The sequence below is a fragment of the Pararhizobium sp. IMCC3301 genome (assembly GCF_030758315.1).
Taxonomy (GTDB): domain Bacteria; phylum Pseudomonadota; class Alphaproteobacteria; order Rhizobiales.
This window is the reverse complement of the sequence record NZ_CP132336.1, coordinates 3,593,302-3,615,387: the sequence shown is the minus strand read 5'-3', so window position 1 is coordinate 3,615,387 and position 22,086 is coordinate 3,593,302. Positions and strand designations below refer to the sequence as shown.

The following is a 22,086-nucleotide window of genomic DNA, read 5'->3' as shown; positions in this document are numbered from 1 at the left end:
TCGCCCGCTGACTTGTCATAAGGACCGACGACGGAAACTGCCGCTGTCGGCGAATTCCGGTCGCCAGATAACCATTGACACAGACGGACCCGTTACCGAAGTCCTGACTCTAGGTTTCACACTTTGGGCTGGCATAAGAAGCAACCTGTTTAACGGCCCCAATAAGGAGCCCGCCACCCTGCCGCCAATGCCTCGGCTTCGTTGCAGAATCAGCGTTCGCCTTTGTTCACGCTGATTTTCGTACCTGTATACCAAGGCGACCATGGCGCGTGGTATATTCTGCCGTTCTTTGAAATGTTGCCTTTGATCGGGCATCCTTCCGGGGGAATTACAATCGGCGTTGACAAACGTTGCGACGTGAGACTAGACCAAAAGCTGTTGTTGAGCGACTTACGCAGCTGATTTGGCCAAAAGACCAGAGTGATGCCATGATCCATTCGACTATCGACACTTATACAGACAGTTCTCCCGCAGCGACCGGGCTAGCCGCTCAGGCAGAGTGTGCATTTGAAGAATTGTCCGCTGCGTTGGGCGATCTACTACGCGACGGATCGTCTGACACTATCGTCGCGCAACAATTCGATACCGCGGTGAGCCTTCTCGTTCAGCAGCTCAGGACGGGCGACCCCGAGGCCGCTGGAGATCATGTCAGTGGCTGGCTCCGTCTTGTAAGCTTGCAGCACCCAGAGGCCTTCGCAGACCCTCCATTCAATGAAAAAGTTCTCTCCCATACTAGACCGTTGGCAGGCCTTACTGACCGATGGGGCAACACACATCGCGCTTTCCGCTGTTGACGCGTTGATTGGGCAAATGGGCAAGAAGCTGGGGCAGCGCAGCGGAAAAACGGTACGCGCTCTTTTTGTCGGAGATTGCCTTGTCTTGGATATCGCCACCCAGATCCAGATCCTGGCCCATGGCAGTGATTTCGATATCGAACCGACAGTAGTCGCGAAGCGGGTTGGTGCCGATCTGCGACGGTCCCTCAGAGCCTTTACCCCTGATCAGTTCGATTTGATTTTCTACAGCCCATTTTCCTTCGGGTTCTCCGAGGAATACGCACAATACACTACTCCAAGACGCATGCTGAGTGCGGTCGTAAAAGGTGTTGCACCGTTAAAAGAGGCGCTTGAGGAGACGTACAAGTCTATTGGGCTGATGCATCGGTATTTTGACTGCCCTTTATACATCCATAATGTTTCCGGGGTGCGCCAGAACAGAACCGGTTTTTTGGGTTGGACTATCAATCTCGCCTCTTGGCCTGCGCGACGCGGGGCTGCTACCTATCTGAACATGCAACTGTCGGCATTCATCGATGGTCTTGCTGCCGCTGGCGGCAAGCGCCCGTTGCGACGCATCGACGAAGCAGAGCCGCTGAGCAGGGTGTCTTCCTACAAACTCGGGCAACTCGGGCAGGCCACGTACGATGCCGGCGAACTACATCCAACAGCGTTAGCCCGAGAATTGGCAAGTGGCCCTTACCTGCGGGCAGGAATAGCGACGGCGCATCTGAACAAACGCAAGCTGATCGTTTGCGACCTCGACAATACGCTGTGGGACGGTGTGATCGGTGATGGACCGGTCAACCAGCATTCGGATCGACAGAAAGCCATTTTGAGGCTCAAGGACAAAGGTGTATTGCTTGCCGTTAGCTCAAAGAATGATCCTGCCAACGTACGCTGGAACGAGGCCATGGTCTCGCCTGAAGATTTCGTCATGATGGAGATCAATTGGGGCCGGAAAGCATCGAATATTCGCAAGATCGCGGACACTCTGAACCTGAACCCTAATAGCTTTGTCTTCTTGGATGACCGTCCAGATGAACGCGAGACCGTCATGGACGAGCTGCCCGGCCTGCTTGCTCTGGATCCGAACGAACCTAAAACTTGGAAGTTGATGGAAGAATGGATAGGCATTCTCGGTGAAGCCACGCTCAAAGATCGGACGGGAATGTACAAGGAGCGGGCAGAACGTCAAAGCTATCTGGACGACCAGAATGAAGGCGATGATGATGCCGATGAAGCCTATCGCAAGCTCGACTTACGACTAAACCTACGCCAAGCCACTGACGCCGACATGGACCGCGTCGTCGAGCTTATCAACCGGACGAACCAATTCAACACCACTGCCTTAAGAACCACGATGTACGAAATTACCCAGCCTGAGCCGCGTCGCAAAATCATGGTCGCCACAGCGCGGGACAAATTTGGGGATATGGGTATTATTGGCGTGCTGGTGGTGACCGACCCAACTTCACCCAGCGTCTCCCATTTCGTCTTGAGTTGCCGTGTCTTTGGCTTTGGGGTGGAGAACGCGATGCTCCAAAGTGTCCTCCTCAGCTTCGCCGATCAGACCGTGAACGCCCGGCTTGTGAAGACGCCCGTAAACGGCCCTTGCCATGAGGTTTTTGCGGCAAACGGGTTTATGCTGGATGGTGATGTTTGGGTGTCCCAAGGTGGACGTCCAAATACCGTACCGGGCTGGTTGAGCATCGAAGATAAATTCTGCGTGTCGTCCACTACGCAAGGGGCGGCCTGATTGCCGTTCCGGCTTCTTGTTTCCTGAAAGCAGTCTGATGTCTTTCCGCAAGATTCGTCTAGATATCCAAATTCTACGCGCTGTTGCAGTGTTGCTAGGGTCCGGACTTCGGTAACTGGTCCGTCTGTGTCAATGGTTATCTGGCGACTCGAGATTGTCGAAGAAGATCAAAGTTTAGCCGAAGACAGCCTTCTTTGCCCACCATCAAAGAGACTATTGATTTTCTGCGCGAGGAATAATACCTGTCGTTTCCTATAATTTTCAGGCGGTGTCCAGTAACTCAGTTAATTGCTATGAGTCAGTTTACCCCCCCCCTCACCGCTTCGCCTTGTTCCCCCTGAACCCGCCGCGCTGGCCTGGTTTGCCGCCGGATGAGCGGCCTACAGCGCCGCGGCCTCTTGGGGTGATTTCGGCGGTGGCGCCGCGGGGGCCCTTGTAGCCGCCGGTGCGGGCGTCGATGGCTTGCTGGCGGGCCAGCGGGTCGTCGCCGATGGCCAGTTCGGTTTCCTGAAGGCGCTTGATTTCGTCGCGCAGGCGGGCGGCTTCCTCGAAGTCGAGATCGGCGGCGGCATCGCGCATGCGTTTTTCGAGGTCCTGAATATGGGCTTTCAGATTATGGCCAACCAGCGGCGCTTCGGCCATGCCGGTGTCGACGGTAACATGATCGGCCTCATAAACGCTGGACAGAATGTCGACGATATTCTTCTTGATCGATTCCGGCGTGATGCCGTGCTCTTCATTATAGGCGACCTGCTTTTCGCGGCGGCGGTCGGTTTCGGCAATGGCGCGCTCCATCGAGCCGGTGATGCGGTCGGCATAGAGGATGACCCGGCCATCGACATTGCGCGCGGCGCGGCCAATGGTCTGCACCAGGCTGGTTTCGGAGCGCAAAAAACCCTCCTTGTCGGCATCGAGAATGGCGACTAGGGCGCATTCGGGAATATCCAGCCCCTCGCGCAGCAGATTGATGCCGACCAGCACGTCAAACGCGCCGAGCCGCAGATCGCGCAGGATTTCAATGCGCTCCAGCGTATCGATGTCGGAATGCATATAGCGCACCCGGATGCCGTTTTCGTGGAGATATTCGGTCAGATCCTCCGACATGCGCTTGGTCAGCGTTGTCACCAGGGTGCGGTAGCCCTGATCGGTGGTTTCGCGGATTGCGCCGAGCAGATCATCGACCTGGGTGGCGGCCGGGCGAATTTCTACCGGCGGATCGGTGAGGCCGGTGGGGCGGATGACCTGTTCGGAGAAGACGCCGCCGGTCTGGTTCATTTCCCAGCCGCCGGGGGTTGCCGAAACATAGACCGAGGGCGGGCGCATGGCGTCCCATTCCTCAAAGCGCAGCGGCCGGTTATCCATGCAGGAAGGCAGGCGGAAACCGTATTCGGCGAGCGTCGCCTTGCGGCGGAAATCGCCGCGATACATCGCCCCGATCTGCGGCACGGTGACATGGCTTTCATCGACAAACACCAGCGCATTGTCGGGCAGATATTCAAACAATGTGGGCGGCGGCTCGCCGGGGGCGCGGCCGGTGAGATAGCGCGAATAATTCTCGATGCCGGCGCAGGAGCCGGTCGCCTCGATCATCTCGATGTCGAAATTGGTGCGCTGCTCCAGACGCTGGGCTTCGAGCAGGCGTCCGGCCTTGTTGAGCTCCGCCAGCCGCATCACGAGTTCCGCGCGGATGCTTTTGACGGCCTGCTGCAAGGTCGGTTTCGGCGTCACATAATGCGAATTGGCGTAGACTTTGATCGCGTTCAGATCCTGGCTTTTCCGGCCGGTCAGCGGATCAAATTCGGTAATCGATTCTATCTCGTCGCCGAACATCGACAGACGCCAGGCGCGGTCTTCATAGTGCGCCGGAAAGATTTCCAGCGTGTCGCCGCGCACGCGGAAAGTGCCACGCTGAAACGCCTGATCGTTGCGCTTGTATTGCAGCGCCACAAGATCGGCCATGATCTGGCGCTGGTTGATGGTCTGGCCGAGCTTCATTTCAAAGGTCATCGCCGTATAGGTCTCGACCGATCCGATACCGTAGATGCAGGACACGGAGGCAACGATGATGACATCATCGCGCTCCAGCAAGGCGCGGGTGGCGGAGTGGCGCATGCGGTCGATCTGCTCGTTGACCGAGGATTCCTTCTCGATATAGGTGTCGGAGCGCGGCACATAGGCTTCGGGCTGGTAATAATCGTAATAGGAAACGAAATATTCCACCGAATTATTCGGGAAGAAACTCTTGAACTCACCGTAAAGCTGCGCCGCCAGAGTCTTGTTGGGGGCCAGAATCAGCGCCGGGCGTCCGGTTTCGGCAATGACATTGGCCATCGTATAGGTCTTGCCGGAGCCGGTGACACCGAGCAGCACCTGATCGCGTTCCAGCTCGCCGATACCGGACACCAGTTCGGCAATCGCAGTGGGCTGGTCGCCTTTCGGGTCGAATTCCGATTCCAGACCGAAGGAAATGCCGCCTTCCGATTTGGCCGGACGCTGGGGCCGGTGCGGCACCCAGACATCATCCATTTCCTTGCGCCCGGTCTCGATCAGGCGCGACAGGGCGGCGACGGTTGCGGTGACGCCGGAATTATCAATCTGGTGCGCATCTTCCAGCGAGATATCGAGCCCGGAGACGGGATTGAGACCGCCTGCAGCGCGGTCTTTGGCCGAGGCCGGTCCGCCGATGGATGTGCCGCGCGCGGTTTTCAAACCGGATTTGGAAGTGGATTTTGTGGCAGCTTTCTTTTTCGGCTTGGGTTTTGGCGATTTGGCAGGCGCGTCGGCTTCCCGGCTGATCTCGTCGGCCCAGTTCGAGATGGATCCGGAGAGCGGCGACCCGGTCAGCGGCTTTTGCGGGGCCTCGGAGAATCCATCTGATGGTTTGGTGGTTTTTGTCATCGCTGGAATATGGCGTGCCTGCTGCCCGATGTGAAGGTGCCGGGCGGCATTTACGGCAAGTTTGTCAGCCATGCTGACAGCAAGGTGTCAGCATGTCGGCCGGCAGCTGGTTTGAGCCGATGAAAACATTGCGTCCGGGCCGAATTTCGGCCGGTTGCGCTTGGGGCTGCGGCAATAGGTGTTATAGGGAGAGCATCCCACTCCCAATTTTGTGTGAAGCACCATGGCGGATATTTTTTCACTGGCGGGCCAGAACCTGCTCTCTCCCGTCGTGCTGTTTTTCGTGCTCGGCCTGGCGGCTGCCCTGGCGCGCTCCGATCTGGCAATTCCGGAGCAGGTAGCGAAAACCATTGCACTGTATCTGATGCTGGCGATCGGCTTCAAGGGCGGCGCAGGCATGGCCGCGCACGGGCTTGATGCGCGGCTCGCCGGTTCGCTGCTGACCGGTCTGGTGCTGTCGGCGGCGATCCCGTTTGTCGCCTTTGCCTATCTGCGCGCCATCAGCCGCCTGCCACGAGTCGATGCGGCGGCAGTGGCGGCCCATTACGGCTCGATTTCGATTGTCACATTCGTCGCCGCGACCGAAGCGCTGCGCCTGCTGGCGATGCCCTATGAAGGCTATATGGTTGCGGTTGCCGCAACCATGGAAGCCCCGGCGATACTGGCCGGTCTGTTTCTCGCCAAAGGCGCCGGGCGCAGGCCGCATCAATCCACTGTCTCGGGCGGCGCTGCCCCGGACAACACTATGGGGGGCATGCCGTTTCGCGAGATATTGCTGAACGGCTCGATCGTGATGCTGATCGGAGCCTTTGCCATCGGCTGGATGACCGGCGCAGAGGGTCTGCGCAAAATGGAAAGCTTCATCGTCAGCCCGTTTCAGGGCGTGCTCGCCCTGTTTCTGCTGGATATGGGCATCATTGCCGGGCGCGGCCTGCGCCAGAGCCGCAAGGTGCTGACCCTGCCGGTGGTGGTGTTCGCCATGACGATGCCTGTGATCGGAGCGCTGATCGCGGCACCTTTCGGCTGGCTGCTCGGGCTTTCGGCAGGCGGCGTTGCCCTGCTCTGCACACTGGCGGCGTCGTCTTCCTATATTGCCGTGCCCGCCGCCATGCGCGTTGCCCTGCCCGAAGCCCGGCCGAGCATCTATCTGACCCTGTCGCTGGGCGTCACATTCCCATTTAACCTGACAATTGGTATACCTTTGTACAATCTGATGGGGACCTGGATTGCGGGATGACACCATGACACAGACATTTCGCAAAAAGCGGCTGGAAATCATTGTCGAGGAGCCCATTCTGGGGCGGCTGACAGATGCGCTGATTCGCGAGAACGTCACCGGATACACCATTGTTCCGGCGCTGGGCGGCTATGGCTCAGCCGGACCGTGGCATCGCGAGAACGCTCTTTCGCGCGCCGGGCATATGGTGGTTCTGGTCTGCATTCTCGATGAACGTCTGGTGGAGAGCGTGCTGAGCGCAGCCTATGGTATTGTCTCGCGTCAGATCGGGATCGTAACGCTGTCGGATGTCGAAGTGGTGCGTCCGGACCTGTTCTGAAAAGCCGCGCTGCGGCGTCCAGACCAATCATTCCGGCTCGGTGAAGGAGCCTGTTCAGGAGAGACTTGATGGCCACACTACCGGGAAGCGAATCGCTGTTTACCGAGCCGCTTATCCTGCTTGGTGCGGCAGCGCTGGCGGTTCCGATTTTCAAACGGCTGGGGTTCGGTTCGGTGCTGGGATATCTCGCTGCGGGCGTCATCATCGGTCCGTTTTTTCAGCTCATCACCGATAGCGAATCGATTCTCAAAGTGGCAGAACTTGGTGTGGTTCTGCTGTTGTTTGTGATCGGGCTGGAACTGAAGCCATCGCGGCTGTGGAGCATGCGGCGCGACATATTCGGCCTTGGCAGCGCGCAGGTTGTGCTCACCGGCGCGGCGCTTTTCGGGCTGATCTATGCATTCGGCAAAAGCTGGCAGTTTGCGCTTGTCGTCGGGTTGGGACTGGCGCTGTCGTCGACCGCTATCGCGATGCAGACCCTGAATGAGCGCGGCGAATTGTCCCAGCCCTACGGCCAGAAAAGCTTTTCGATTCTGCTGCTGCAGGATCTTGCCATCGTGCCGCTGCTGGCGCTGGTCGCCTTCGTTGCGCCGTACCGCAATGAAAGCGGCGAGCCCCTGGGCTGGACCAGCGCCTTCATGGAACTCGGCATCATTGCCGGCAGTGTTGTCGCGCTGGTGCTGATCGGACGGCATTTGCTGAATCCGATGTTTCGCATTCTGGCCAATTCCAAGGCCCGCGAAATCATGACTGTTGCCGCGTTGCTGGTGGTGTTCGGTGCCGCCGCTCTGCTGGAATTTGCCGGCATGTCGAGCGCCATGGGGGCTTTCCTGGCCGGTGTGATGTTGGCTGAATCCTCGTTCCGCCACGAACTGGAAGCCGATATCGAGCCGTTTCGCGGGCTGCTGATGGGTCTGTTTTTCATGGCAGTCGGGATGTCGCTCGATCTTGCCATCATCTATCAGAACTGGGCGCTGATTGGCGGCACGGCGCTGTTGTTCATGATCATCAAGGGGGCCATCCTCTATGGTCTGGGGCGGATTTTCCGGCTCGGTCATGCCGTCTCGGTGCGCGTTGCAATGCTGTTGCCGCAGCACGGCGAATTTGCCTTCGTGCTGTTCACAGCCGCCGTCGCGGCCGGTCTGATGAGCCCCACGGACTCCTCCATCCTGACCGCCATTGCGACCATCACCATGGCGCTGACACCGCTGGCCTTGAGCCTTGCGCCGAGGTTGATTCCCAAGGTTGAAGGCGAGGAATATGAGGATGATTTTTCCGATGTGACGGGCAATGTCATCCTGATCAGTTTTGGGCGCTTTGGGCAGGTCGTTTCGCAATTGCTGCTGGCAGAGCGGATTGATGTCACCATCATCGACAACAATGCGGAACGGATTCGCAGTGCGGCGAAATTCGGCTTTAAAATCTATTATGGCGACGGTCGGCGGCTGAATGTGCTGCGGGCGGCGGGTCTGGACCGCGCCCGAATGGTGATCATCTGCACCGATGGATCAGCGCCAACCTCGCAAGTGGTGCGGATGGTGCAGAAACATGCGCCGCATGCCAAGGTCTATGTGCGCAGCTATGACCGGCCGCATTCGATTGCCCTGCGCCAGAACCATGTTGATTTTGAAATCCGCGAATCCGTTGAATCCGCGATGCGGATGGGAACGGAAGCGCTGAAAGGGCTCGGCGTTCCGGCAGAGCGCATTGAAGAAATTGCGGCTGATGTGCGAAAACGCGACGAGTTGCGGCTGCAGATGCAATCCGGCGGCGATCTTCAGGCCGGGCTGGACACGCTGCACACCAATACGGTCACGCCGGAGCCGCTTGTGACACCGGAGCGCTCTGCCATACCGCTGACCAAGGAGACCGGAGCGCTGGTCGACGATCAGCCGGCGGCCACGGACGAGCCGGCGAAGGTGCTTTAAGTCCGGCATGGCGAATACAAATGGACATCAAATGAGCAGCAACAAAACTGGCCCCGAACCTGCCCCTGCTCCTGCACCTGGCAAAGCCCGCTTCGTCGAAGGCTCGACGATGCGCCATGTGATCGTCATGACGGGCACCGGCTCCGTCGGCCTGATCGCGGTGTTTCTGGTCGACTTCGCCAATCTGTTCTACATCTCCCAACTCGGGCAGCAGGAACTGGCGGCAGCAATCGGCTATGCTGGCACAATCCTGTTTTTCAACATTTCGATCTGTATCGGCGTGACCATTGCGGCTACGGCGCTGGTGTCGCGCTATCTGGGTCAGGGAGACCACCAAAAAGCGCGCCAGATGGCCGGATCGGCGCTGGTCTTCATTGTGCTGGTGACGATTGTTGTCGCCGCAGTGCTGATGAGCATTGTCGGGCCCTTCCTGGCGCTGCTCGGTGCCACCGGTCAGACGCTGGAGATTGCCAGAGGGTTTTTGCTGATTGTCCTGCCCTCGATGCCGCTGATCGGGCTCGGCATGTGCCTCAGTGGCCTGCTGCGGGCGCAAGGCGATGCCAAGCGCGCCATGTATGTGACGCTTGGCGCCGGATTTGCAGCCGCGATGCTCGATCCGCTGTTCATTTTCGGATTTGACCTCGGCGTCACCGGTGCGGCGATAGCCACGGTGTGTTCGCGTGTTGTGATGGTTGCGACCGGGTTTTATGGAACGGTGATGGTTCATGACATGGTGGGCAGACCATCGCTTGAAAATCTAAAGGCGGATGCCGGCGCGCTGACCAGCATCGCAGTCCCGGCGGTGCTGACCAACATCGCGACGCCGGTCGGCAATGCCTATATCACTGGAACCATTGCGCCTTATGGTGATGATGCGGTGGCCGGATGGGCGGTTATCGGGCGGATCATCCCGGTCGCTTTCGGTGCGATTTTCGCCCTGTCGGGCGCCATTGGTCCGATCCTCGGACAGAATTTTGGCGCACGCCAGTACGATCGCGTGCGCCAGGCCATGCGCGACGCGCTGGTGCTGACCATCGCCTACTGCCTGATCGTCTGGGCGATTCTGTATCTGGCTCAGGGATTTGTCATATCGATCTTTGATGCGACGGACGAAGCCGCAGAGCTGATTTCGTTCTTCTCGACGATTGCGGCGTTCGGCTTCCTTTTCAATGGCGGGCTTTTTGTCGCCAATGCGGCCTTTAACAATCTGGGCTTTCCCACCCTGTCGACCCTGTTCAACTGGGGCAAGGCCACGCTTGGTACAATTCCCTTCGTCTGGGTCGGCAGCCTGTGGCTTGGTGCAACCGGCGTGCTGCTGGGGCAGGCTGCGGGAGCGCTGCTGTTCGGCGTAGCGTCGGTGATTGTCTGCTTCCGGGTGATGGCCACTTTGGAGACACGCGATCCCGACCAGCGCAAGCCGCCTCTGTGGCGCAGCGGAGCATCGGCATTTTCCAGCGCCAAGAGCGCAACCCTTCACAACTGACCGGCAAACCGCTATATCGCCAGTGATCACCAACGTCAGGAAACCGGCCAGAGGAGACCCCCAATGCTGGATCAGCTAACCCCGATGGGCGGCGCTTTTGCGGAGCTGCGCTATCTGGATAATGATTTTCAGGTCGTGCGTCCGGGCAGCCATGTGCGCTGTGCAATTACCGGCACGCTGATTGAGCTGGACGAGTTGAAATACTGGAGCGTCGAGCGCCAGGAACCCTATGCGACTATTGAAGCTTCTCTGCAGGCTGAACTGGCGAGGCGTCAGCGCTAAGCCCAGTTACACAGGTCAGTGTGTCTACTCCGAAGCAGGGTCCAGCGCTGCTTCTTGCATCAGGTCCTGAAGCATCCGGCTGATGCCTTCGGCCTGCGACAAATCCACCGAGATTTTCAGAACCAGGGAGACCCGACATAGTTCGGCGCGATACGAATCCTTCGGCGCGTGCCGCAGACGGGCGTGATCTTTTTCCGTGGTAATTGGGACGGCATTGAGGGAATAGCAGCGTGACAGGATTTTCTCGGCATCGGCTTCGGTATAGAGGTGATGATCGGGAAATGGCAGGGTTTTGACCACCAGACGGCCTGTGTCCGACAGCGAGGCAAAAAACTTGTCCGGCCGCCCGATCCCCGAATAGGCCAGCAGCCGGGACCCGCCAGTGCCATCCGGCAGCTTCCGGGAGATGATATGTCCGTGAAACAGTTCGACGTGGTTACGCTGCGCCACTGTGCTGATGGCGTCCAGACGTGCACCGTCACCCAGCACCACTACGGCGCTGGCCTGTCGCAACTGCCTGTCTACCGGAGCGCGCAGCGGGCCAGCGGGGAAACACATTCCATTGCCCCAGGCCGTGTCTGAATCAATCACCACAACGGACATGTCCTTGTGCAGTGCCGGATTTTGAAAGCCGTCATCCATCAGGATGACATCGACCCCGGCCTTGCTCAAAAGTGCTGCGCCTGCAACCCTGTCAGCGGCGACAACGGTCGGTCCGGCTTCGGCATAGAGCAGCGCCTCGTCACCCACCTGTGAGGCAGAATGACCGGCATTGACCAGGAGTGGTTTTTTCTGTTCGCCGCCAAAGCCGCGTAACAGAAAGCCGGTCTTGTAACCCCTGGCGCCAAGTTCCCGGGCCAGCGCCAGAGTGGTTGGCGTCTTGCCGGCGCCGCCGAGAACAAGATTACCGACACACAGAACCGGCCTGTCAGCTTTGCCCCTCGGGCGGCGTTTCATGCGCCACGCCGTGACAGACCCGTAAATCCAGCCCAGCGGGGCGAGCATGCGCGCCCTCAATGAGGGTGTTGTTTGCCACCAGAATGCCGGTGCGGACATTTTAATCAAGGACATCAGGCAGCCGTGTTGCGGGGATGGTCGACAAGATTTGCACCCTGACTGATCGCCCGTGCCAGGGTTGGCTCCAGGGCAGCCAGGCTGCGGGCCACTGCGCCGCCGACATTGTCGAGCGATTTCGTCGCATTGGCAGCCATCGATTTGGCATAGAGCGGATCTGCAAGGCAGCGCGTCACAGCGGCGGCAATCTGCGCTGCATCGGTCACGATCAGGCAGCCAGCGGCACCTTCCAGCACGCCGAACACTTCGCGGAAGTTGAAAATGTGAGGCCCGCTGAGAACAGCACATCCCTGTTGCGCCGCCTCAATCGGATTGTGGCCGCCAACCGGCAGCAGCGATCCGCCGATAAGTGCCACAGGGGCGATGCTGTAAAACAGGCCCAATTCGCCCAGTGTGTCCGCCACGTAGATTTCGCAGGATGGCGAGGGATTGCCGGAAACAGTGCGCAATTCGGTTTTTCTGCCTTCCTGGCTGGCCAGTTGCGCGACACTTTCACCGCGCCTTGGATGGCGCGGGACAATGCAGGTCAACAGGTTGGGAAGGGATTGCTGCAATATGCTGTGGGCCTGCAGAACGATCTCGTCCTCACCACGATGGGTGCTGGTGGCCAGGAACACTGGCCTTTGGCCAATTTCGCGCCGCAGCCTAGACAATTGCTCCGGATCAATTTTCGGTGCCGGCGAATCGTATTTCAGATTTCCGGTGATCGCGACCTTGCCTGCGCCCAGTTCCTGAAACCTCAACAGGTCTTCTTCGCCGCGGACCAGAACCTGATCGATCCGGCCGAACAGCGAGGGTGTGGCCGATTTGAATTTGCGCCAGCGGCGGAACGAGCGGTCAGACATGCGGCCATTGACAATTGCGGAGGGAATCGAGCGGTCCGACAGGGCCTTGATGGTCATCGGCCAGATTTCTGATTCGGCGAAAATGGCAAGACTGGGCTGCCAGTGATCGAGAAATTTCTGAACAATCGAGGGCACATCCAGCGGCGCATATTGATGCACGATTCCTGGCCGTTCGGTGGTTCTGTCAGAAACGGTTTGCGCGGCGGTTGTCGTCACCGTGGTAATCAGCACCGTAAAGCCGCGCTCGGTCAGCGCGACGCAAAGCGGCAGCACCGCATTTGTCTCACCGACACTGGCGGCGTGAACCCAGGCCAGCGGGCCTTCAGGCCGTACCGCACCGGTAAGGCCCAACCGCTCCTGATGCCGAAGTCCGTCTTCCTTGCCGGCGCGTTCCCGCCTGGCGATGAACATCGGCAGAAAAGGCCGTGCTGCCTGCATGGCAAGCCAATAGGTCTGAAGTGCCAGGTCTCCAAGCAGTCGCATCAAGAATTTCTTCCAACAATCTGATATGCTTCAGCATAGGCGCGATTGAGTGAGCTTTCCAATTCCAATCTTGCCTGTTCCTGAGTTTCCTCATTTGCATCCGCCGCGATCCGAACCAGATCTCCTGCCACGAACACGCCACGGCCGAATGGAAGGGTGACCACAGATCTGTCCCAGGTGTTCAACCGTTTGAACCGGGTTGAGGCAAACGCAACCGGCAGAACCGGCCGGCCGGAGAGGCGCGCGAGGGTGATAATGCCGGGACTGGCCTTGCGCGATCGGCCTCTTGGAATATCCGCCGTCATGCTGACACTGATTCCCGCGCTGAGCGAACGGACCATGGCGAGAAGCCCTTTGGCACCGCCCTTTGCTTCGGTTTTGCGACCCTGAGAGCGCCCCCCCGAGCCTCTGATAATTTCCATTCCCAGCATTTTTGCGGCAATGGCATTGATCTCGCCATCGCGGGCGTTGGAAATCAGAACCTGGACCCGGTGGTCTTTCCGGCGGGCGAAGGGCAGCATGAAATGCTCGCCATGCCACATCGTCACGATCACCGGCATGTCATGTTCAATCAGGCTGTAAATATTGTCCGGTACCGTGCTGATACGGTTGGTCCGGCCGACAAATAACAGATAGGTGCCGGCACACCGGCCCAGCACGGTCTGGACGATCCTTGCCTTGGTAAACCGCTTCAGCCGTTTGCGCATTGCTCAGGATACACTTTTTTCAGTGTCCGAACCGGGCGTAGCTGCCGCAGAAGTTTCGTCCAACTGGGTGTTGCAGAAAGCCGCATAAAGGCCGTTTTCCTCGATCAGTTCCGCATGGGTGCCGCTTTCGACCAACTCACCCTTATCCAGAACACAGATCAGATCAGCATCGCGCACAGTGGTCAGCCGGTGCGCGATCATCAGAACAGTACGCCCGACAAACAGGGTTTCCAGAGCCTGTTGTATTTGGCTCTCGCTGCCGGGATCAAGCGCGCTTGTCGGTTCATCAAGCAGCAGAATGGGCGCAGACTTCAACAAAGCGCGGGCAATCGCCACGCGTTGACGCTGGCCACCGGACAGCAAGGCACCAGCCTCGCCAACAGCGGTTTCATATCCGGCCGGCAATTCCTCAATGAACTCGTGTGCGGCAGCTGCGGTGGCAGCGGCGCGCAGCTGTTCTTCCGTAACGTCCGTCATACCGTATTCAATATTGGCGCGTACCGTGTCGTCAAACAGGATCGGGTCCTGCGTCAGCAATGCGGTTGCTGCCCGGACACTTGAAATGCTTTTGGTGGCGATATCCTGGCCATCCACCAGCACCCTGCCCTCGATCGGATCAAAGAACCGCATGGTAAGGTTCATAAGGGTTGTCTTGCCCGATCCGCTGGGGCCCACCAGGGCAACTTTCTTGCCGGCCGGAATGGTCAGCGAGAAATTTTTCAGAACCAGATTGGCGCCATCATAGGAATAGCTGACATTGTCAAAGGTGATTTCGCCGCGTTTGACGGACAATGGCCCGGCGCTGTTGTCATCATTGATCTCCGGTGCATGGTCGATCAACGTGAACACACGTTTGGCGGCTTCCGTGCCCTGGGTCAGTTGACCCTGCAGCGCCGCCAGCGCTTTGAGCGGCTGATAGGCCAGCATCGCCGCCGTCATGAAGCCGGAAAAGCTGCCGAGGGTCAAATTCCCGTTGATACCCTGCCAGCCGCCATACAGGATAGCTGCGGCAAAGCCGACGCCGGTCAGAGCTTCTGTCACAGGACCCATGGCGGACTGGGCGCGGGCCTTGCGCATCAAATGACTGATGATTCTGCGGATCGACTCTGAAAAACGGGCTTCTTCCTGATCTTCCTGGCCGTAGGCCTTGATAATCCGCACGCCGCGCAGCATCTGGCCGATGATCGAGGACAGATCGCCGGTTTCACGCAGCATTCCGCGTGTAGATTGGCGTATCTTGACCCGCTGCCGACCCATGAAATAAATCGCAAACGGCGCGCCCAACAACACCAGAAGCGCCAAAAACCAATCGAGTATGATCATCGCGCCAACGAGAAAGAAAGCTGTCAGGCCGTTTTTGACAAGCGATGTCAGCGTTCCTGCTGCCGCATTGTTGACCATCCCGACATCGGCCATGAAGGCCGAGACAAAGCGGCCGCTATGCATCGCCTCAAGATAGCCCAGATCCGCACGGGTGAGGCTTTGGAACATATCCACGCGAAGTGCGCCGATCACTTCGTTGGAAACTTTTGCCAGAGCAATACGGCTGACATATTCCGCACCGGCGCGCAAAAGCATAATTCCCATGACAGCGACCGGCAGAATATAGAGCAGCCGCTCATCCTTTGCGACAAACACCTTATCCATGACCTGCTGCATCAGGAAAGGCAGTGATCCAGTAGTTGCCGCCATAAAAACCATCGCGCCAAGCGCGACCATCAGAACCTTCCAAAGCGGCTTCAGATAGACCTTTGCAATGCGCTGTACCAACTCGGTTGCGGTAAAATCAACTGCGTCAAGCGCGTCAACTCCGCGGGAAAAGCGGGCGGGAGCCAGCAAATCCACGACAGGTTCCGCGGTTGCCTGCTTTTTTTTCGATTTTGCAGTCTTAGCCAAATCTACACCTGTTCCGCGCTGTGCACCTTAAGCCGCGCTTACTCTGTATCCGGATCCATCAACCGGTGCAGATGCACGATGAAGTAGCGAATCTGGGCGTTGTCCACGGTCATTTGCGCCTTGGTTTTCCAGGCGGCATAGGCGGTCGCGTAATTCGGATAGATGCCGACCACATCGAGGTTTTCCAGATCTTTGAATTCCACATCGCTTAAATCTTCCAACTCGCCACCAAAAACGAGATGCAGCAATTGCTCTTTCGTATCGTCCATTGTGCGTTGTTCCTTTTCAGTTTCCAGTGCCAGTGCAACAGCCATTTATCTGATCAGTGCCAATAATAGACTGCCAAGCGGTTCACCGGAGGCAAACAGCACTCCGTGCCTGGGTATCTGTGAATTATAGCTGATTGGCGCGCCATTCTCGCCCCAAAGCAGCCCACCGGCTTCATGCACCAGAAGATCAGCGGCAGCAAGGTCCCAATCATGGGCATTCGGCCGCGCAATGGCTGCCGACACCTGGCCCGATGCGACCAGTGCCAGACGATACGCCAATGACGGAATATGGCGGGTTCTGATCACACCCAACTGCTCCAGTTCAAGACTTCTGTACATCGGCTTTGAAATGGAAAACCGCGCGCCCGCAATTTCAGTTTCGCGTGTAGCCGCAATCCTTGTGCCGTTCAGGAAAGCCCCGCCATCCTGTTGAGCCAGATACATTTCATCGCGGCAGGGATTGAACAAGGCTGCACTGGATGGCCGCCACACCTGTCGGCCGTGGCGGTCTGCCTTGCGGTCAACCACAGCCACGCTGATGGTCCAGTCCTCAGAGCCCGCCATGAATCCTCGTGTGCCATCAATCGGATCAACCACAAACAACCGTTCGGCCACAAGGCGGGCCTCATTGTCTTCGCTTTCTTCCGACAGCCAGCCATAATCAGGGCGGGCAGGTCTGAGCGTATCGTGCAGATAGTGATTTACCGCGAAATCCGCTTCGGTCACCGGCGAGGCACCTTGTTTCATCCAGACTTGCGGGTCCTTGCCGAAAAACGCCAGGGCAACCTTCCCGGCTGCCCGGGCTGTGGTGTCCAGAAGTGCCAGGTCAGCCAGGTCCTGCGTAGTCGTATCAGCGCCCTGCAAGGGTCAGACCTTCAAGATAAAGCGACGGCGCGTTGGTCGCCCCCTTGATTTCAAGATCAGTCGCCGGAATCAGCCCGGCAAAAATAGCGGGCAAAGAGCCGGCCAGGGTCATCTCACTGACAGGAAAGGCGATTTCACCGTTTTCCACCCAGAACCCGGAGACGCCCCGGCTGTAATCCCCGGTGACAAGATTGGCCCCGTGGCCGATGAAATCAGTAACAATCAGCCCCGTTTTCATTGAGCTGATAATATCCGCCGGTGAATCTTTGCCAGGCTCCATCCACAGATTTGTCGCAGATGGCCGCGTGCCGCTGCCGGCAGCGGCAGCGCGTCCATTGGATGACAGGTTCAGCTCCCTGGCGCTGTACCCGTCCAGCAGCCAGCTTTTCAGAACGCCATCTTCCACCAGGTTCAAATGCCCCTGCGACAGACCATCGGCGTCAAATGGCCGCGAACCGCTGCGCCTTGGCAGCCGCGGATTGTCACTGATGGTAATCCCCGGTCGGAAAATCTGCTGGCCGAGCCTCTCCTTCAGGAAGCTGGAGCCGCGCGCAATAGCGGCACCGTCGACAGCGCCTGCCAGGTGTCCCAGCAGGCTGGCGGAAATGCGCTTGTCAAACAGAACCGGAACGCTCTGGGTTGTTACTTTACGTGGATTGAGACGCTGCAATGTGTATCGCGCGGCAGCCTTGCCGATGTCCTGCGCACTGCGCATGTCCGACAGGTGCGTGCGACTGTCATAATCATAGTCGCGTTCCATGGCGGTTCCTGTCCCGGCAACAACCGAAACCGAGCGTGAATGCCGCGTGCCAAGATATGCGCCGGAAAAGCCGTTCGAGGTCACCAGTACCATGCCGCCCATGCCAAAAGCGGCGGAAGCCCCGTTGGAATTAGTGATGCCGTGCGTATCGAGAGCGGCCTGTTCCAGCGTCAGGGCAACTTTGGAAAGTGCATCAGCGCCGGGATGGGCGGAATCGAACATATCCAGATCCGGCCAGCTATCGGCGAGCTGGTCCGTATCCATCAATTGCGCGAATGGGTCTTCAGGGGCCGATTTCGCCATGGCAATGGCACGCTCAATCAGGGCGTCACCCTCGGCACGGATACGTCCCGCTTTGGTGGCAATTGAGGCTACCCGCCGACCGCAGAAAACCCGCAGCGAGACGCCGTCATTCTCGGATTGATCGGTGCTTTCGATCTGCCCCAACCGCGCTGTGATACTGAACGATCTGGATTTTGAGATGACAATATCCGCCGCATCCGCACCGGCCTTTACAGACTTTGCAACGAGGGCGTTGGCATCGTCAGTCAATTGTCGAAGATCAGGCTCGACCGTTTCAATTTCGCTCATGCGCAGGGAGCACTTCTCTGGCGGTGTGATTTGTCAGCTAGTCTTTAGGGACTCAGATGGATGACTGCAAGACCACGCCAGCGATGGGGCACGCCCCAAGGCCAACCATCCCAACTTCCCAACATTACCGGTACAATTTTAGAAACTCCATACATAGACAGATAACCTATTGTAAAACAACATTTTTTTAACCAGAAAACTTAGCAACACCTGAACAGTTTTGGCGCAATTCTGGTGTCGGAAAAATCAACAATTGTTCATTCGAGGATCGCTTGTGAACGTAAGAAATTTCATTGGTATTGTTGCCGTCGACAAGGCGCATGCCAACGACAATGCCTGTGAAGGCCTCGGCGAACCGGATTACCCGATCGCAAAACCGCAATTCATGCTGCGTAACCGGATAGATCCGGGCGCCATGCCCTACAAGGGTCCGATGGACCGGCTGGGGCTGATGCATCTGGATTACGAACGCGTCATCCTGCGGCACCGCCTGAGTTGCGGGCTGGAGCTGAACGTCAATGCGGCGATCAGCAGCTATAAGATGGTGGCCGTTCGCATTCTGTCCTGTTACGATGATGATCACCGGATTTTCGCGCGGCTGGAACTGGTCCATTGCGATGCCGATCTGACTATTGTGCTGGCAGAGGCGGAATGTCCCGAACATCTGGCTGAAGACTGGTCCCAGTGGAGCGAGTTGCTGGATCTGCCGCTGCGGCTGATCGGGCTTGACGGCGACATCATAACGCCACCTGGCGCGCAGGATGTGGCGACATCGAACCCGCTGCCGCGCCGGTTCGGCAATCCTGTTGCAAAGCGCCGTACCCGGTTTCAAGTCAATCGCCAGACCGGCGTGGTCGGCTCGAATGTGGTGATGTTCTCACCTGCATCAGAGATCATTGCCCGATGCTGAATCGCTGAATCCGAACCTGCAGCTTGTCTGCTTTGTCAGTCGGCAATCGGCTGATGCTTCAGGAAGATAATCTGTGTGTCGGCCATCTCGCGCCGGTCGATGAGCTCAAATTCTGCCGAAACCGCCATATCCACGGTGCGGCGTTCTTCCAGAACGGCGATGGCTCCGGGCAGCAACCAGTTGCCTTGTGACAATGATTTCAAAGCAGCTTCACCAAAGCCCTTCCCATAAGGCGGATCGAGCAGAGCCAGACCAAACGCCCCAAGGCTTTCAGAGCCGCCAAGCGCGGTGGCGTCACGCCGGTAAATCTTGCTGCTACCGGTCTGGCCGAATGTCTCGACATTGGTACGGATCAGGGCGCGCGCTTCAGCGGCGGCCTCGACAAACAGGCAGAAAGCGGCGCCACGCGACAGAGCTTCCAGACCCAGCGCGCCGGTTCCTGCAAACAGGTCGATGGCGCGGATATTCTCAAACGACAAGCCACAGCCATGTTGCAGAATGTTGAATATCGTCTCCCTTGCACGGTCGCTGGTGGGACGGATGGCATCGGATTTCGGTTCTGCCAGACGCCGCCCCTTGAACTTACCGGCGACGATCCGCACGCGGGCCCCCTGCGGTTTTTCCGCCCCGGCTGTTGTTCGGACCAGCCTTGCCGGCACCCGGCCTTTTTCCGGCGGGCTTTGCGGGTTTGGTGGTCGTCAGCCGTTCCAGCGCTTCAGCCTGGCGATCGCGTGGTTTGGGTTTTCGCGTCTGTGGCCTGGGACCGGATCCGGCTTTGCCGGGCGCACCGGCCTTGCGGCCGGAAGCCGGTGCTGCCCTGCTGCTGCGCTTCTGTCCGGCACTGTCCGCAGGCTCTGAATCGGTTTCAGGGCCATGAAAGCTGAGGCCGATTTCCGCTACCAATGCCTCTCCAAGCTGGTCGCGCAAGGTGCGGCTTTTGATTTCCCGAGCAGAACCCGTCGCCAGATCACCAAGCTGGAAGGGACCATAAGAGATTCTGATCAACCGGTTCACAGCCAGGCCAAGATGTTCAAGGATTTTCTTGACTTCACGGTTCTTGCCTTCCCGCAATCCCAGGACCAGCCAGACATTTGCCCCCTGCTCGCGTTCAAGCTGCGCTTCAATGCCACCATAAAGAATGCCGTCAATGGCAATGCCATCGGCAAGTTTGTCGAGATCAGCCTGCGTAATCCTGCCGAATGCCCGAACGCGATAGCGCCGCAGCCAGCCGGTGCTGGGCAATTCCAGATGCCGCGCCAAAGCACCATCATTTGTCAGCAGCAGCAAACCTTCAGTGCTGATGTCCAGACGGCCGATACTGATGACACGGGGCATATCTTTGGGCAGGTTGGCAAACACGGTGGGCCGGCCTTCCGCATCCTTGTTTGAACTCACCAGACCCTTGGGTTTATGGTACAGCCACAACCGGGTGCGTTCCTTTTGCGGCAATGGTTTCTCATCGACGAGGATCAAATCCTGCGGCGCCACATTATAGGCCGGGCTGGTCAGCTTGCTGCCGTTGACCGACACCCGTCCATCTGCAATCCAGCGCTCTGCGTCCCGGCGCGAGCAAAGTCCTGCCCGGGCCATGACCTTTGCAATACGGTCGCCTTTTTCAAGATCAGATGTCATAACAGCCGGGGCTCTAAGGTTGAGAAATAACAATGTTCAACAGTTACATGGAATTGGCTTTCGAGGAAGCACAGAGCGCTGCTGATCGCGGGGAAGTGCCGGTCGGGGCGGTTCTTGTCAAGGATAATCAGGTTCTGGCCCGCGACGGCAACCGGACCCTGGAATTGCGGGACCCGACCGCCCATGCAGAAATGCTGATCATTCGCGCCGGAGCGCAGACACTTGCCAGTGAGCGCCTCACCGGCTGCGATCTTTATGTCACGCTGGAACCCTGCCCGATGTGCGCCGCCGCCATTTCCTTCGCCCGCATCAGACGGCTGTATTATGGCGCACAGGATATCAAGGCCGGAGGGGCGGAAAGCGGCGTCAGCTTTTTCTCCCACCCGAGCTGTCACCATGCGCCGGAGGTGTATGGTGGACTTGGAGCGTTGCGGGCAGCGGCGCTTTTGAAAGAGTTCTTCGAGCAGCGGCGATAGACCGCTTCATGGAGGCATGAAACCGTTCGATCGCTCGGTCCGGAATAATTTATCCTAACGCATATTCTCAAGCTTGTCGGAGATACTACGTTTGATGATGTCCCGGTCGCGGTCCGCCGCCTGCAGAATATCTTTTGCCTTCATGAATTCCAGCACGCCGAATTCCTCGATCTGGGGGCGAAACAAGATATCGGGTCGTCGACTTTTCAGCTTTTCCGCCGCAATGGACTGCATCAACAATTGTGTGACGCCGAAAATCATCTCCCGCATGGCGGGCATCGGGGCTTGCTGCCTGTCATTTTCCATTGCCGGTGCCTTGGGCCCGCCGGTCACATCAACCGCAACGCACATATTGTCCGCGCACAGATGATCGAAGGGCAGCGGATTGACGAAGCCGCCATCCACCAGAATGCGGCCGTCCACACGCACCGGCGAAAACAGCACCGGGATGGCAAAGGACGCGGCAACCGCCTGATGCAGGTCACCGGACTGGAAAACCCGCTCACTCCAGCCGTAAAAATCCGTCGCAACGACAGTCATCGGGATTTGCAGATCTTCAAATTTCGCTGGAATAAGATCTCCTACGAAGGTCTCAAGCACCACCGAGGGATCAAAGTCTGTGAAAGACAGGCGCGGCAGAACGCGCTTGCCGCGCATCTGCCAGAACAGTTGAGCAGTTTTGGAGCGTTTTGAAAATAATGCGAGGACAGCATCGCGAATTTCCTTGCCGCTGAGACCGCCGGCATATCCCGCGCCAAGGATTGCGCCAATCGATGTGCCGGCAATTTCAACCGGCTTTATGGCAAGATCATCCAGCGCTTCGAGCACTACGATATGTGCCAGACCACGGGCACCTCCGCCGCCCAGAGCCAGTGAAACCGGAACAGTCTGCTGCAT

The 22,086-nt window shown here is 58.2% G+C and carries 19 protein-coding genes and 1 pseudogene; 8 read left to right on the top strand and 12 right to left on the bottom strand.

Annotation, left to right across the window (positions count from 1 at the left end):
• Window positions 1–209 precede the first annotated feature (209 nt).
• Window positions 210–323 (bottom strand): annotated as a pseudogene (locus RAL88_RS17430) (thermonuclease family protein); the annotation flags it as partial.
• A 388-nt stretch (window positions 324–711) separates the two neighbouring features.
• Here RAL88_RS17430 and RAL88_RS17425 point away from each other — a divergent pair.
• Window positions 712–2,535 (top strand): HAD-IIIC family phosphatase, encoded by a 1,824-nt coding sequence (locus RAL88_RS17425; protein ID WP_306265190.1) that lies wholly within the window; start codon window positions 712–714, stop codon window positions 2,533–2,535.
• A gap of 315 nt (window positions 2,536–2,850) precedes the next feature.
• Here the strand turns inward: RAL88_RS17425 and uvrB are convergent, their stop codons facing one another.
• A complete protein-coding gene (gene uvrB / locus RAL88_RS17420) occupies window positions 2,851–5,433 on the bottom strand; it encodes an excinuclease ABC subunit UvrB (protein ID WP_306269737.1) in 2,583 nt (860 codons plus the stop codon).
• Between the two features lie 223 nt (window positions 5,434–5,656).
• Between uvrB and RAL88_RS17415 the strand changes: the two genes are divergently transcribed.
• The 5 genes from RAL88_RS17415 (at window position 5,657) to RAL88_RS17395 (ending at window position 10,682) form a co-directional block, all read left to right on the top strand.
• Window positions 5,657–6,670, top strand: a complete 1,014-nt coding sequence (locus tag RAL88_RS17415; protein WP_306265189.1) for a sodium-dependent bicarbonate transport family permease — start codon at window positions 5,657–5,659, stop codon at window positions 6,668–6,670.
• A gap of 4 nt (window positions 6,671–6,674) precedes the next feature.
• A complete protein-coding gene (locus tag RAL88_RS17410) occupies window positions 6,675–6,989 on the top strand; it encodes a DUF190 domain-containing protein (protein ID WP_306265187.1) in 315 nt (104 codons plus the stop codon).
• A 68-nt stretch (window positions 6,990–7,057) separates the two neighbouring features.
• Complete coding sequence (locus RAL88_RS17405) at window positions 7,058–8,917, top strand: monovalent cation:proton antiporter-2 (CPA2) family protein (RefSeq protein WP_306265186.1); 1,860 nt, start codon at window positions 7,058–7,060, stop codon at window positions 8,915–8,917.
• A 31-nt stretch (window positions 8,918–8,948) separates the two neighbouring features.
• Window positions 8,949–10,400 carry an MATE family efflux transporter gene (locus tag RAL88_RS17400; protein ID WP_306265185.1) on the top strand — a complete coding sequence of 484 codons (1,452 nt, stop codon included), beginning with the start codon at window positions 8,949–8,951 and terminating at the stop codon, window positions 10,398–10,400.
• Window positions 10,401–10,463: 63 nt separating this feature from the next.
• A complete protein-coding gene (locus RAL88_RS17395; protein WP_306265184.1) occupies window positions 10,464–10,682 on the top strand; it encodes a DUF2093 domain-containing protein in 219 nt (72 codons plus the stop codon).
• Between the two features lie 24 nt (window positions 10,683–10,706).
• Here RAL88_RS17395 and lpxK read toward each other — a convergent pair whose 3' ends face one another.
• The 7 genes from lpxK to RAL88_RS17360 form a co-directional block, all read right to left on the bottom strand.
• A complete protein-coding gene (lpxK, locus tag RAL88_RS17390; protein ID WP_306265183.1) occupies window positions 10,707–11,687 on the bottom strand; it encodes a tetraacyldisaccharide 4'-kinase in 981 nt (326 codons plus the stop codon).
• 65 nt (window positions 11,688–11,752) lie between these two features.
• Window positions 11,753–13,084 (bottom strand): 3-deoxy-D-manno-octulosonic acid transferase, encoded by a 1,332-nt coding sequence (locus RAL88_RS17385; protein ID WP_306265181.1) that lies wholly within the window; start codon window positions 13,082–13,084, stop codon window positions 11,753–11,755.
• Entirely contained in the window at window positions 13,084–13,791 is a 708-nt protein-coding gene (locus RAL88_RS17380) for a lysophospholipid acyltransferase family protein (RefSeq protein WP_306265179.1), read from the bottom strand. The genes RAL88_RS17385 and RAL88_RS17380 overlap by 1 nt, the downstream gene beginning before the upstream one ends.
• A gap of 3 nt (window positions 13,792–13,794) precedes the next feature.
• The gene (locus RAL88_RS17375) at window positions 13,795–15,687 is read right to left on the bottom strand and encodes an ABC transporter ATP-binding protein (RefSeq protein WP_306265177.1); all 1,893 of its coding nucleotides are present in this window, start codon (window positions 15,685–15,687) and stop codon (window positions 13,795–13,797) included.
• A gap of 38 nt (window positions 15,688–15,725) precedes the next feature.
• Window positions 15,726–15,956 (bottom strand): DUF4170 domain-containing protein, encoded by a 231-nt coding sequence (locus RAL88_RS17370; RefSeq protein WP_306269736.1) that lies wholly within the window; start codon window positions 15,954–15,956, stop codon window positions 15,726–15,728.
• 45 nt (window positions 15,957–16,001) lie between these two features.
• Window positions 16,002–16,820, bottom strand: coding sequence for a 3'(2'),5'-bisphosphate nucleotidase CysQ (locus RAL88_RS17365; protein WP_306265176.1), 819 nt, complete (start codon window positions 16,818–16,820; stop codon window positions 16,002–16,004).
• The gene (locus RAL88_RS17360) at window positions 16,807–18,171 is read right to left on the bottom strand and encodes a TldD/PmbA family protein (RefSeq protein ID WP_306265175.1); all 1,365 of its coding nucleotides are present in this window, start codon (window positions 18,169–18,171) and stop codon (window positions 16,807–16,809) included. The genes RAL88_RS17365 and RAL88_RS17360 overlap by 14 nt, the downstream gene beginning before the upstream one ends.
• Window positions 18,172–18,445: 274 nt before the next feature.
• On the opposite strand from RAL88_RS17360, the gene RAL88_RS17355 reads away from it, so the two are divergent.
• Window positions 18,446–19,081, top strand: a complete 636-nt coding sequence (locus RAL88_RS17355; RefSeq protein WP_306265174.1) for a DUF6101 family protein — start codon at window positions 18,446–18,448, stop codon at window positions 19,079–19,081.
• A gap of 35 nt (window positions 19,082–19,116) precedes the next feature.
• Here the strand turns inward: RAL88_RS17355 and rsmD are convergent, their stop codons facing one another.
• Together rsmD and RAL88_RS17345 are read right to left on the bottom strand one after the other, a co-directional pair.
• Window positions 19,117–19,683: a 16S rRNA (guanine(966)-N(2))-methyltransferase RsmD gene (rsmD, locus tag RAL88_RS17350; protein ID WP_306265173.1), complete on the bottom strand. Its 567-nt coding sequence runs from the start codon at window positions 19,681–19,683 to the stop codon at window positions 19,117–19,119.
• Entirely contained in the window at window positions 19,664–20,713 is a 1,050-nt protein-coding gene (locus RAL88_RS17345) for a pseudouridine synthase (protein WP_306265172.1), read from the bottom strand. The genes rsmD and RAL88_RS17345 overlap by 20 nt, the downstream gene beginning before the upstream one ends.
• 32 nt (window positions 20,714–20,745) lie before the next feature.
• On the opposite strand from RAL88_RS17345, the gene RAL88_RS17340 reads away from it, so the two are divergent.
• On the top strand, window positions 20,746–21,189 hold the full coding sequence (locus RAL88_RS17340) for a nucleoside deaminase (RefSeq protein WP_306265170.1): 444 nt from the start codon (window positions 20,746–20,748) through the stop codon (window positions 21,187–21,189).
• Window positions 21,190–21,243: 54 nt separating this feature from the next.
• On the opposite strand, the gene RAL88_RS17335 is transcribed toward RAL88_RS17340, so the two are convergent.
• Window positions 21,244–22,086 carry a patatin-like phospholipase family protein gene (locus tag RAL88_RS17335; protein WP_306265169.1) on the bottom strand — a complete coding sequence of 281 codons (843 nt, stop codon included), beginning with the start codon at window positions 22,084–22,086 and terminating at the stop codon, window positions 21,244–21,246.